We start from the raw sequence: 12,289 nt of genomic DNA on the forward strand, positions 1-12,289 counted from the left end.
TGACTATAGCATCAGGGTTCCACCTCTTCCCATTCCGAACAGAGAAGTTAAGCCTGATCACGCCGATGGTACTGCGTAACAGTGGGAGAGTAGGTAGTCGCCGTTTTGAAGAAAGCCCCCGTGGATACAAATATCTACGGGGGCTTTTGTGTTTATAGCTATTTGAAAGCTTGAAAGAATAATAGAAACGATAATGTCATGCTTTGTCTTCGGTAATAGGAAATATGAAAATAATCTGGCTGTATTGAGATTAAAAGATGTGAATTAGTAATATGGTATTGAATTACTTATTATTTTTGCCGCAGATTTCTATCAATAGAATATAATGAATAATAAAATGAATATGTCGGTGAAGTTTGTAGCGTTTTTCCTGCTGTTACTTTTGTCTTCAAGCATGAAAGCAAATTCTATATGCTTTATTTCAGATTCTTCCTATTCTTCGTCTGAGTCTTCGGATGAACATGTTTCGATGTTGCCCTCCAATAGCAGCATAGACAATTCTATTTTATATGCAGTGTTGGCCTTAAATCCATCTGTAAAATCGATTTCTTTATCTATAGGTTTCCGTTTACGTAAAATATCAGACTCTTCTAATGCTATGATTAAAAGCATTATTAAGTATCTTTCTAATATGGATACTTCGTCCGTTCTAGGCAGGCGTAGGGCTCTTTACTCCAATAACTTCTTATCATGTATGATGACTTGTGATTCTTACATTCTTGCCTTGCAGCGCATTCAAATTTAGAAAAATCTTTTATATACTGTTTTATACGATTGGGAACTGATGAATTAATGAGTTCTCAGTCCTCCTATGTCTGTATTTACTCTAATTAAATAACATTTTTTTTAAAAACATTATGGAAACTAATCAAAAAAAGTCTTTTTCGTTTACAGGTATTAGATCAGCTGGATTGGTGATAATCTGCTGTTTCGTAATTGCAGTGTGTATCTACAAATTCTTATTAGGTGACCCATCTCACTTTATGAACAATGACCCTAATAATCATCCACTTCCGGGAGACTTCTTAGGAACAATCTACAAAGGTGGTTTTATCGTTCCTATTATTCAGACTTTGTTGCTTACAGTTCTTGCATTGAGTATTGAACGCTATTTTGCTCTTCGTACTGCTTTTGGTAAAGGATCATTGGCTAAGTTTGTTAAGAACATCAAGGAAGCTTTAACTGCTGGCGATCTTAAAAAAGCGCAAGCTATTTGTGACAAGCAACAAGGCTCTGTAGCAAATGTTGTTACGTCAACTCTTTTGAAATATGATGAAATGCAGCATGACGGGGCTCTCTCTAAAGAGCAAAAGGTATTAGCGATCCAAAAGGAACTTGAAGAAGCGACTGCATTGGAATTGCCTATGATGGAACAAAACTTACCTATAATCGGAACTATTACTACATTGGGTACTTTGATGGGATTGTTAGGTACTGTAATTGGTATGATTCGTTCTTTTGCAGCTTTGGCAGCAGGTGGAAACGCCGATTCAATGGCTCTTTCTCAAGGTATTTCAGAAGCATTGATCAACACTGCTTTTGGTATCCTTACAGGTGCTTTAGCAGTTATCTCTTATAACTACTACACTAATAAAATAGACAAATTGACTTATAGCCTTGATGAAGTTGGATTTTCAATCGTACAAACTTTTGCTGCAACTCATAAATAATAAGAGGTTAAAAATAAAACGCTTATAATTATGGGTAGAGCAAAAATCAAAAAAAAGAGTACATTCATTGATATGACTGCAATGAGTGACGTTACCGTACTACTATTAACCTTTTTTATGTTGACGTCTACGTTCGTAAAAAAGGAACCAGTAGAGGTTACCACTCCGGCATCTGTTTCTGAAATTAAGATTCCGGAAACTAATATCTTGCAGATATTGATCGATCCGAGTGGAAAGGTCTTTATGAGCTTGGATAAGCAGTCTGACTTGAGAGCAACGTTGGAGGGTGTGGGAAAAGAATATGGAGTAACTTTTACTCCTGAACAGATAAAAAAATTCATGCTTTCAGCTACATTCGGTGTACCTATCAAAAGTATGAAAACTTATTTGGACCTACCGACTGATAAACAAGATGCCGTTCTAAAGAATGAAGGCATCCCTTGTGATAGTGTTGACAACCAGTTTAAGGCGTGGGTCAGAAATGCTCGTGCTGTAAATGCTGACTTACGTATAGCAATTAAAGCTGACCAGTCTACTCCTTATTCTATTATCAAGAATGTGATGGCTTCACTTCAGGATCTTAGGGAGAACCGCTATAACCTGATTACTTCGCTGAGAACGACTTCTGAAAATTAATAAAACGAATAAATTATGAGTGCTGAAGTACAAGAAAGCGGCAATAAGAAAGGTGGAAAAGGGAAGCAGAAGAAAATGACCGTTCGTGTGGATTTTACGCCGATGGTGGATATGAACATGCTACTTATCACTTTCTTTATGCTTTGTACCTCGTTGAGCAAACCTCAGACGATGGAAATAAGTATGCCGAGTAACGATAAGGATATAACAGAAGAACAGCAAACTAAAGTAAAAGCTTCACAAGCTATCACTTTACTGTTGGGAAGTGAAGATAAATTGTATTATTACGAAGGAGAACCTGACTACAAAGATTATTCTTCTTTGAAACAAACGACCTATAAACCGGATGGTTTGAGGGCTTTACTTCTTAAACGTAACAGAGAAGCTGTTCTGAAAGTAAATGACTTGAAGCAGCAAAAGCTGAATCTGAAAATATCTGCAGATGAATATAATAAGCAGGTTGCTGAAATTAAAAATGGGAAAGACACACCTGTTGTTATAATCAAGGCGACTGACGAATCTACGTATAAGAATCTGATAGATGCTCTGGATGAAATGCAAATATGCAATATAGGTAAATATGTAATTGTGGATATTGTCGATGCGGATAAATTCTTACTGAAGAATTTTGAAACTCAAGGCGGCCTTTCCAAAGATATTGCCGAGCAGTAATTAACACCTAAAAAATATATAAATGGCAAAAATAGATTTGACATCTTTAGAGTGGTGTGAGCTGATTTTTAAAGGCAAGAATAAGGCTTATGGTGCATATAAGATGCGTGGAGAGTCTGCCAAACGTCACAATTTGGCAATGCTGATTGTCCTTGTTATTGCTTTGGTAGGTTTTAGTATACCTACACTTATTAAATTGGCTACTCCAAAGCAGAAAGAAGTGATGACCGAAGTTACTGCATTATCACAATTGGAAGAACCGGAGGTCCCTGATGAGATGAAGAAAGTTCAACCTGTAGCTCCTCCTCCTCCAGCATTGAAAAGCACTATTAAGTTTACTGCTCCTGTTATCAAAAAGGATTCTGAGGTTAATGAAGATGACGAGATCAAGAGTCAGCAAGAGCTGACCCAAACGAAAGTTTCTATCTCTATTGCTGATGTGAAAGGAAATGATGAGGCAAATGGGAAGGATATTGCAGACTTAAAACAAGTGGTGACGCAAGCTCCTGTTGAAGAAGACAAAGTCTTTGATATGGTAGAGCAAATGCCTACTTTTCCCGGAGGTCAAGCAGAATTGCTCTCTTTTATAGGGAAAAACCTGAAATATCCGACTATTGCTCAGGAGAATGGTACACAAGGACGTGTGATTTGTCAATTCATTGTTGGGAAAGACGGTACAGTAAGAGATGTGCAAGTTGTTAAGTCTCTTGATCCTTATTGTGACAAGGAAGCTATACGCGTTATTCGTTCAATGCCTCGATGGATTCCCGGAAAACAGAACGGTAAACCTGTGACTGTGAAATATACAGTGCCTATAACATTTAGATTGCAATAATAATGATGAAACAGTTTTTGCTAATAGTTTTGCTGTCTTTGGCTACACTTTCTGCCTGTAATCAAAAACCTAAAGATGGAATGACGGATACTTATACGTCGGGGGTAATAGCTATCGCTGCTGATGAGAGTTTCCAACCTATTGTTCAGGAAGAAGTAGATGTGTTTGAAGGAGTTTATCCGTTGGCGGGAATTGTTCCTCGTTATACAACTGAAGTGAATGCAATTAATTTGCTTTTGAAGGATAGCGTACGTGTGGCTATTGCTACGCGTACGCTTACTTCAGAAGAAATGAACTCATTCCATAGTCGCAAATTTTTCCCTCGCGAAATTAAATTAGCTACGGATGGCTTAGCGCTTATCGTGAATCAGAAGAATTCTGATTCGATTATTAGTGTGCGTGACATAAAGAGAATACTTACTGGTGAGATAAAGAAATGGATAGAGATATATCCTAAATCTCAACTAGGTGACATTCAATTAGTTTTTGATAATAAGAATTCGAGTACAGTTCGTTTTGCGGCTGACTCGCTGTGTAAAGGTAAACCTTTATCTACTGATTTAAAGGCTCTAAAAAATAACCAGGACGTAATAAACTACGTTGCTCGTACACCTCAAGCTATTGGTGTAATTGGTGTTAACTGGTTAGGAAATCGTAGTGATACTACTAATCTTTCTTTTCGAAATGAAATTAGAGTTATGGCTGTAAGTGCGGAAAATATAGCCACACCGAGCAATAGTTATAAGCCATATCAAGCTTATTTGTTTTATGGTGATTACCCGTTGGTGCGGAGCATTTATGTTTTGCTCAATGATCCTCGTAATGCTTTGCCTTGGGGTTTTACCTCGTTCCTCACTTCTGATAGAGGACAAAGAATTATTCTAAAGTCAGGGCTGGTTCCGGCTACTCAGCCTGTGCGTGTAGTAGATGTCAAAGACAAATAATAATTTAATAATATAGATTGTAATGAAACGAATTCAACTGTTGATTTTAGTAATGTTTGTAGCTGTTGGTCCGCTTCTGGCTCAGTCAGCCAACACTGAATGGCAAGAGCGAATAGCTCGAATAAAAGAACTTGTGGGAACCAATACCCAACAAGCTTCAGAAGAGGTAAACCAATTACTTAAGGGGAAAAACAAGAAAGACTCTGAGATATTAATTGCTGTAGCTCGTGTCTATTTTGATGCAGGAAAAAATTCTGATGCAGATATTTATTTACAACAAGCAAAAAAAGTGAATAATAAGTATCCCGGTATTTATTTATTGGAAGGAGATATTGCTGTATTGAACAAAGATGCCGGTACTGCTTGCCAACTTTACGAACAAGCTATTTATTTTGATCCAAATTGCAAAGAGGCATATCTAAAATACGCTCAGGTTTATAGGGATGCAAGTCCTGAGCAAGCCATAGAAATGCTTTTGCGATTGAAGGAACTTGCTCCTGATTATCTTCCTGCTAATAAAGAATTGGCCGATGTATATTATAGAAATAACCACTTTGATAAGGCCATTGAAGAGTATGCTCACTTTGTGAATACTTCAGAAGTGACAGAAGACGATTTAATGAAGTATGCTTTTGCTCTGTTTTTGAATCATGATTTTGCTAAATCATTAGAAATAGCTCAAATGGGTGCTCAAAGAAATAATCGTCATGCTGCCTTTAATCGCTTGTTGATGTACAATTATACCGATCTTAAACGTTACGAAGAGGGTCTGAAAGCAGCCGATACTTTCTTTCATAATTCTGATAAGCAGGATTTCTCTTACCTAGATTATATGTATTACGGTCATTTACTAAGTTCATCAAAGAAATATGATGAAGCAATAGTCGAATATAAGAAGGCTCTTGATTTAGATAGTTTGAAAACAAATTTGTGGGGTGAGATATCGGACGCTTATGAGAATTTGAACAATTATGTCGATGCAATTGATTCTTATAAAAAATATATTGCTTCGCTTGAGGTTGAAAAACAAACGCCTGATTTAATGTTTCGATTAGGAAAACTGTATTATGCTGAGGGAACATCATCACCTTTGATTGATCCGGCTGCAAAGAAGGCCTCTCTCCTTGAAGCAGATTCGGTCTTCTCTGTTATAGCAGAGAAAGCTCCGGATAGTTATTTAGGTTCTTTCTGGCGAGCACGTACCAATTCTGCTTTGGATCCCGAAACGACTCAGGGATTGGCGAAACCTTATTATGAGGCTGTAGTGTCGATGTTGCTAACAAAGAATGATCCACGTTATAACCCAGTTATAATTGAGTGTTATAGCTATTTGGGCTATTATTATCTGTTACAGAATCTTATGCCTCAATCTAAGGAATACTGGCATAAGATATTATCTATAGATCCTGAAAATGCTACAGCGAAGAAGGCATTAGCAGGTATTAAATAGTTTTAATTGTATATCGTTGTTGAGGAGTAAAGGAAACTTTACTCCTTTTTTTATCTTGTTTTGTTCCTTTTTCTACTCCACTTCACCTTTTGAGGTGTCTCTATTCAACCTTCTTAATGATTGCTTTTGTCTGTAATGTGACTAAATTCTCTCATATATATCTAGCAGGTAATATTTTTTCTCTTATTTATTGCATTATTTGAACAGTATGTATATATTTGCAGTGTATTAGTATTCTAATACACAAACAGGCGGGTTGTTTTATCATCTGTATACTTTTAAATCTATAATAATATGGTTACAATTGAGAATCTTGCATTTTGTTATCGTAAATCAAAGCATGAGGTTATTCGCGATTTTTCTCTGAGATTGGAAAAAGGAAAAGTTTACGGATTGCTAGGGAAAAATGGAGTAGGAAAATCGACTCTTTTATATCTGATGGCAGGTTTGCTTACACCAAAGAGGGGGCAAGTTCTATTTCACAAAACGAATGTACGTAAACGTTTGCCGATTACATTACAAGACATGTTTTTAATACCTGAAGAGTTTGAACTTCCATCTGTTTCTTTAATTAGTTTTATTGAATTAAATGGACCTCTCTATCCGCTCTTTAGTAAAGAAGACATGGTGAAGTATTTGAATTGCTTCGAAATGAGTTTGGATGTTAATCTTGCTGCACTATCTATGGGTCAAAAAAAGAAAGTCTTTATGAGTTTTGCTTTGGCAACCAATACTTCTTTGTTAGTGATGGACGAACCGACCAATGGATTAGATATTCCCGGGAAGAGTCAATTCCGAAAATTTATTGCTTCCGGGATGTCCGATGAAAAGACAATCCTCATTTCAACTCATCAAGTTAGAGATGTTGATAAGGTGCTAGATCATGTGTTGATAATGGATAATACCCGCATATTATTGAATGCATCCATGATGGATATCTCTCGAAACCTATTGTTTCAGGAGAATGATAATCGTGAATTAGCAGAACAAGCGATATATGCTTCTCCTACAATTCAGGGTAATAGTATGATTTTACCGAATATGAATGGAACGGAATCTGAGATTAACCTTGAGCTACTATTTAATGCTACTTTGGCTTCCACTGATGTAATAACCGGATTGTTTCATAAATAATTGAAAATAGATTATGTTAAAAGATACTTTTTTTAATATGTACCGTTTTAAGACGCTTTGCCGAAAAGAAATGGTTGAAAGTTGGAAAGTCAATGTATTGCGCATTGCGCTGATGTATGGAGCTATAACAATCATCCTTTTGTTCATTGGTTTCATGACCTACTCTTCGTCTTCGACTTCTCCTCAGGCGGAAGCTCGTGAAATTCAGACTTCTTCGCTAATTGCCTTTGTCTGGTTTGGCTTTATATTTGGTTGCTTAAGTGCATCGTTTATAATGGAAAAAATGAAAACAAAAACGAGTCGCTTATCTGCTTTAATGACTCCGGCTACTTCGTTTGAGAAATTCTTCTCTAGATGGGTTGTGTTTACTGTTGTCTTTATGCTCGTTTTCTTAATTACATTTCTGTTAGCTGATTATACAAGAGTGCTTATTTGCATGCTTTCATTTCCTGAAATTGATACAATTAAGGCTACAGAACTGAAGTATGTGCTTGTTGATAATAATTCTAATTTGAGCCTTTGCAATTCAACAAGATCACTTTTTCTATTGATATCCGGATATCTGTTTTTTCAATCGTGTTTTGTTTTGGGAAGCTCTATATGGCCTAAGAATGCTTTCTTGAAAACTTTTGTAGCCGGTATTTTTTTGGTTATTACATATTCTTTAGTAGGTGTCGGTTTAACTATGCTGCTTCTGGGAGATTCGCATCTTTCTAATGCTGCTCTGGATTTATCAGAGGAAAGAATTGCTCCAATTGCTTCAATTTGCTTGGCTTGTTTAGCTTTGTTTAACTGGACGCTCGCTTATTTTCGTTTCAAAGAAGCTGAAATTATTAATAGAATTTGATCATGAACTTTAAAGAAAGTAAAGCAATTTATTTGCAAATAGCAGAACGAATCTGTGATGAAATACTTTTGTTGCAATATAAGGAAGAGGAACGTATCCCTTCAGTGCGCGAGTATGCGGCTATTGTAGAGGTAAATGCCAATACAGTTATGCGTTCATTTGACTATCTCCAAATTCAATGCATCATCTATAATAAACGTGGCATTGGTTATTTCGTAGCTCCAGGTGCGAGAGAACTGATCCTTTCATTACGTCGAGATGCATTTCTGAAAGAAGAAATTGCCTATTTCTTTAAACAACTCTATATGCTTGATATCTCTATAGATGAAATAGGAGGGATGTTTGGTGAATTTATTAAGAAACAACATAGAAAGAACGAATTATGAAACGTACTACTTATATTATTATTGGGACACTTTTCTTTTTTATGATAGTGATGCTCGCAGCTATTTACTACTCTTGGTCGGGAGGGTATTGGAACTATTCTGAATTAAGGTTTTCGAAAGTACTGACAGAGAAGAATATCTCAGGCATACGGGTTCTTCGTATATTAAGGACAGATGAAAATCAGAGAGGCTTTATGGATGGCACAGTGCAAGTTGTTTCGCCTCTGGCAACAGATGAGAATAGCTTATATTACTCGAAGGACTTAAGCAAATACATGACAGCAACAACAAGCGGTGATACGTTAACTCTCAATATAAATTTTTCGAAGGATGTTTTGCCTAAAGAGCTTGTTAATAAGGACGTTTTCTTTCCTAGAGGCATAAACTTTCGTGTAGCGGCGGACTCCACTTTGAAAATTATATCGAGCAGTGTGGATGGCTTGAATTTGAAGGTTTTGGGGTTGAAGCGAGATACAATGTCTTTTAGTTTCCGAGGGCACATGTCTGCTGATTCATGTTCTTTTCGTTCAGTTGCATTTTCCGGAGCATACTATTCATATACAAAATTGAAAATTAGAAAAAGTAATATTTCTAATTTATATATGAAGGCGGATGATTTGAATTGGACGATTGAGAATAGCCATATTGTTACCGAATATATCTCAGGAGAAAGAAGTGAAAGTGCGCATACTTGGGCAAAAGGGGAGTGTAACAAGATTGTGTGGCAGCCAAAGACAATTGAGGCGAAATTATCAGTTGTTTTGGATGGAGAAACAAGTGTTTCATTTCTCTAAGGATTCCTTCATTAATCCTCGTAAATAATAGCCGACCTAAGAAATTTATTAGAATTTCTTAGGTCGGCTATTTATAAATGAAGAGTGGATTAAGTTACTAAATTAGCTTCTTAATCCACTCTTCTTAGTTGCGGAGGCCTGACTCGAACAGACGACCTTTGGGTTATGAGCCCAACGAGCTACCAACTGCTCCACTCCGCGATATTTTCTGAGTGCAAAGGTACAGTTTCTGAACTAATAAACAAATATTTCTTTGCTTTTTTTCTATATATTTTCTTCATATATCCACAATTACTTGATAATTAGGTGTGTAGCTAGTTATCTTTTTTCGATGAATCTTGATTGAATAGTATTCGTAATCATTCTGTTGCATCGTAGAGTGGTGAATAATCTGCTTTTTTTCTTGTGTGATATAAGTAAAACGATTACTTTTGCTCAAATAATTCAGCAATGTGCAATTTATCTATGACAGTATCAAAAACCAGGGCTAAATTAGTAGACGTTGCCCGTCAGCTCTTTGCGAAGATGGGAGTGGAGAATACCACTATGAATGACATTGCGATTGCTTCTAAAAAAGGGAGAAGGACTCTTTATACTTATTTTAAGAGCAAAGAGGATATTTATCTGGCTGTGGTCGAATCCGAATTAGAAATTCTTTCGGATATGATGAAGCAAGTTGCCGAAAAGCATGTTTCGCCAGATGAAAAGATTATAGAAATGATTTATACCCGTCTAGAGGCAGTGAAAGAGGTTGTTTATAGGAACGGAACACTTCGGGCAAACTTCTTTCGTGATATATGGAAGGTTGAAAAAGTGCGTAAAAGATTTGACGCAAAAGAGATTCAACTATTTAGAGCAGTATTGCAAGAAGGAAAAGACAAAGGGGTATTTGTAATTGATAGTGTGGAAATGACAGCCATAGTAATTCATTATTGTGTCAAAGGTATTGAAGTACCTTATATTCGCGGTAATGTTGGATCTAATCTGGATGTGATTACACGCAAGAAATATGTGGCCAATATTGTGTTTGGTGCACTACGTAGAACTGATAGTAATAAATAAGAAATTTAGTATGGGATTATTAAGTGGAAAAACAGCCATTGTGACTGGTGCTGCACGCGGCATTGGTAAGGCTATTGCGTTAAAATTCGCTTCTGAAGGAGCTGATATTGCATTTACCGATCTGGCAATAGACGAAAATGCACATAATACAGAAAAGGAAATTGAAGCTTTAGGGGTGAAAGTAAAAGGATATGCTTCAAATGCTGCAAACTATGCAGATACGATGGCAGTCGTTGACGAAATAGTGAAAGACTTTGGCCGGGTAGACGTATTGGTAAACAATGCCGGCATTACTCGTGATGCTTCGTTCAAACGAATGACTGAGGAACAGTGGGATTTGGTTATTAATGTAAATCTAAAGTCTGCGTTCAACTTCATCAAAGCTGTTCAACCAATAATGAATAAACAAAAGTCAGGTAGCATTATTAATATGGCTTCTGTAGTCGGGGTTTCCGGCAATGCGGGACAAGCTAATTACTCTGCTTCTAAGGCGGGTATGATTGCTTTGGCTAAATCTATCGCTAAAGAACTCGGGCCTCGTGATATTCGCGCCAATGCAATTGCTCCGGGCTTCATCATCACTGAGATGACGGCTGTTCTTTCTGAAGAGGTGAAAGCTGAATGGGCAAAGCAGATTCCTTTGCGCCGTGGTGGTACGCCTGAAGACGTGGCTAACGTTGCTACTTTTCTGGCATCTGATTTATCTTCTTATGTTACCGGACAGGTTATTCACTGCTGTGGTGGTATGAATATGTAATACATGACTGTTGTTTACGAAGATAATCATATTATTGTAGTCAATAAGACTAGCTCCGAGATCGTTCAGGGAGACAAGACGGGTGATACTCCACTTTCAGAAATTGTCAAGCAGTATTTGAAAGACAAGTATCAGAAGCCCGGGAATGTTTTTGTCGGTGTTACTCATCGCTTGGATCGTCCGGTGAGCGGTCTTGTTGTTTTTGCAAAAACCAGCAAAGCTCTTTCTCGTCTGAACGAAATGTTTAAGAATAGCGAGGTGAAGAAGACTTATTGGGCGGTGGTTAAGGAATGTCCGAAGATGCCGGAGGGTGAGCTGGTACATTATCTGCTCCGCAATGAAAAGCAAAACAAGAGTTATGCTTATGATAAAGAAGTGCCAAATTCAAAAAAAGCGATTCTTCATTATAAGCTTATCGGGCATTCTCAGAATTACCACTTGCTTGAGGTTGATTTGAAAACAGGAAGACATCACCAGATACGTTGTCAGCTTGCAAAAATGGGCTGTTCCATTAAAGGTGATTTGAAATACGGCTCTCCTCGCTCTAATCCTGATGGAAGTATTTGTCTTCATGCCCGTCATATTCGCTTTCTCCATCCAGTTTCTAAAGAGGAGATTGTACTGACTGCTCCTGTGCCTGATGGAAATTTATGGGCTGGATTCGATATGCTGTAACTTTACATAAAAAAGACCGTTCCCTGAATAGACAAAAGGAGGAACGGTCTTTTTATTCAATAAGTATGCTTACTATTGTTCGGCAAACTGAGTGGGTATCTTTGTGGAATCCGGAGTCTCTGTACCCGGTTCTACCGGTTGAGATTCTTCTTTCACAGGCTCAGCCTTTGTAGAATCTTTCTGTTCTGTTGGAGTCTGAGGCTTTTTTACTGGATCTTGTGCGAGTGCAAAAAATGAACTACCACAAAGAAATACCATCATGGCTAATACTAACTTTTTCATAATCATTTGCTTTTAAACTGTTTATACTATAGTTGTTGAAATCGACTTTAGTTCTTGTTGCGGAACCATTGATGTATAACTATGTGCAAACGGCATGCCAGAAAGCTATTCTATATTTAATGATTTGATTATCAGTGTTCTATGC

At 37.1% G+C, this 12,289-nt stretch carries 15 protein-coding genes, 1 tRNA gene and 1 rRNA gene; 14 read left to right on the forward strand and 3 right to left on the reverse strand.

Going from position 1 to position 12,289, the window contains the following annotated elements; genetic code table 11:
- A 5S ribosomal RNA gene (gene rrf / locus BQ5338_RS00025) occupies window positions 1-106 on the forward strand; the annotation flags it as partial.
- A 326-nt stretch (window positions 107-432) separates the two neighbouring features.
- Here the strand turns inward: rrf and BQ5338_RS16610 are convergent.
- Window positions 433-612, reverse strand: coding sequence for a hypothetical protein (locus BQ5338_RS16610; protein WP_139265136.1), 180 nt, complete (start codon window positions 610-612; stop codon window positions 433-435).
- Between the two features lie 245 nt (window positions 613-857).
- On the opposite strand from BQ5338_RS16610, the gene BQ5338_RS00035 reads away from it, so the two are divergent.
- The 10 genes from BQ5338_RS00035 to BQ5338_RS00080 all read left to right on the forward strand — a co-directional run bounded on the left by BQ5338_RS00035 (window position 858) and on the right by BQ5338_RS00080 (window position 9,368).
- Window positions 858-1,670 (forward strand): MotA/TolQ/ExbB proton channel family protein, encoded by an 813-nt coding sequence (locus BQ5338_RS00035; protein ID WP_071144790.1) that lies wholly within the window; start codon window positions 858-860, stop codon window positions 1,668-1,670.
- 30 nt (window positions 1,671-1,700) lie between these two features.
- Window positions 1,701-2,306 carry an ExbD/TolR family protein gene (locus BQ5338_RS00040; protein WP_071144791.1) on the forward strand — a complete coding sequence of 202 codons (606 nt, stop codon included), beginning with the start codon at window positions 1,701-1,703 and terminating at the stop codon, window positions 2,304-2,306.
- A 15-nt stretch (window positions 2,307-2,321) separates the two neighbouring features.
- Window positions 2,322-2,978, forward strand: coding sequence for an ExbD/TolR family protein (locus BQ5338_RS00045; RefSeq protein ID WP_071144792.1), 657 nt, complete (start codon window positions 2,322-2,324; stop codon window positions 2,976-2,978).
- 22 nt (window positions 2,979-3,000) lie between these two features.
- Window positions 3,001-3,813: an energy transducer TonB gene (locus BQ5338_RS00050; protein WP_071144793.1), complete on the forward strand. Its 813-nt coding sequence runs from the start codon at window positions 3,001-3,003 to the stop codon at window positions 3,811-3,813.
- Window positions 3,813-4,757, forward strand: a complete 945-nt coding sequence (locus BQ5338_RS00055; RefSeq protein ID WP_071144794.1) for a PstS family phosphate ABC transporter substrate-binding protein — start codon at window positions 3,813-3,815, stop codon at window positions 4,755-4,757. Before BQ5338_RS00050 ends, BQ5338_RS00055 begins: the two co-directional genes overlap by 1 nt.
- A 22-nt stretch (window positions 4,758-4,779) precedes the next feature.
- Complete coding sequence (locus BQ5338_RS00060; protein ID WP_071144795.1) at window positions 4,780-6,207, forward strand: tetratricopeptide repeat protein; 1,428 nt, start codon at window positions 4,780-4,782, stop codon at window positions 6,205-6,207.
- Window positions 6,208-6,501: 294 nt separating this feature from the next.
- Window positions 6,502-7,341: an ABC transporter ATP-binding protein gene (locus tag BQ5338_RS00065; protein ID WP_071144796.1), complete on the forward strand. Its 840-nt coding sequence runs from the start codon at window positions 6,502-6,504 to the stop codon at window positions 7,339-7,341.
- A 13-nt stretch (window positions 7,342-7,354) separates the two neighbouring features.
- Window positions 7,355-8,188: a hypothetical protein gene (locus BQ5338_RS00070; protein ID WP_071144797.1), complete on the forward strand. Its 834-nt coding sequence runs from the start codon at window positions 7,355-7,357 to the stop codon at window positions 8,186-8,188.
- Between the two features lie 2 nt (window positions 8,189-8,190).
- A complete protein-coding gene (locus tag BQ5338_RS00075; RefSeq protein WP_071144798.1) occupies window positions 8,191-8,574 on the forward strand; it encodes a GntR family transcriptional regulator in 384 nt (127 codons plus the stop codon).
- Window positions 8,571-9,368: a hypothetical protein gene (locus BQ5338_RS00080; protein WP_071144799.1), complete on the forward strand. Its 798-nt coding sequence runs from the start codon at window positions 8,571-8,573 to the stop codon at window positions 9,366-9,368. Before BQ5338_RS00075 ends, BQ5338_RS00080 begins: the two co-directional genes overlap by 4 nt.
- 128 nt (window positions 9,369-9,496) lie before the next feature.
- Here BQ5338_RS00080 and BQ5338_RS00085 read toward each other — a convergent pair.
- Window positions 9,497-9,569 (reverse strand) — tRNA-Met (locus BQ5338_RS00085).
- A 264-nt stretch (window positions 9,570-9,833) separates the two neighbouring features.
- Between BQ5338_RS00085 and BQ5338_RS00090 the strand changes: the two genes are divergently transcribed.
- Genes BQ5338_RS00090 through BQ5338_RS00100 form a run of 3 tightly spaced genes read left to right on the forward strand, consistent with a single transcriptional unit; the run spans window position 9,834 to window position 11,862 of the window.
- Window positions 9,834-10,430 carry a TetR/AcrR family transcriptional regulator gene (locus tag BQ5338_RS00090; RefSeq protein WP_071144800.1) on the forward strand — a complete coding sequence of 199 codons (597 nt, stop codon included), beginning with the start codon at window positions 9,834-9,836 and terminating at the stop codon, window positions 10,428-10,430.
- 10 nt (window positions 10,431-10,440) lie between these two features.
- Window positions 10,441-11,187, forward strand: a complete 747-nt coding sequence (fabG, locus tag BQ5338_RS00095) for a 3-oxoacyl-[acyl-carrier-protein] reductase (RefSeq protein WP_071144801.1) — start codon at window positions 10,441-10,443, stop codon at window positions 11,185-11,187.
- 3 nt (window positions 11,188-11,190) lie between these two features.
- Window positions 11,191-11,862: an RluA family pseudouridine synthase gene (locus BQ5338_RS00100; RefSeq protein WP_071144802.1), complete on the forward strand. Its 672-nt coding sequence runs from the start codon at window positions 11,191-11,193 to the stop codon at window positions 11,860-11,862.
- Between the two features lie 72 nt (window positions 11,863-11,934).
- Here the strand turns inward: BQ5338_RS00100 and BQ5338_RS00105 are convergent, their stop codons facing one another.
- On the reverse strand, window positions 11,935-12,144 hold the full coding sequence (locus BQ5338_RS00105; RefSeq protein WP_071144853.1) for a hypothetical protein: 210 nt from the start codon (window positions 12,142-12,144) through the stop codon (window positions 11,935-11,937).
- Window positions 12,145-12,289: the final 145 nt, after the last annotated feature.

This window comes from Bacteroides ihuae (genome assembly GCF_900104585.1).
GTDB classification, from domain to species: Bacteria; Bacteroidota; Bacteroidia; order Bacteroidales; family Bacteroidaceae; genus Bacteroides; species Bacteroides ihuae.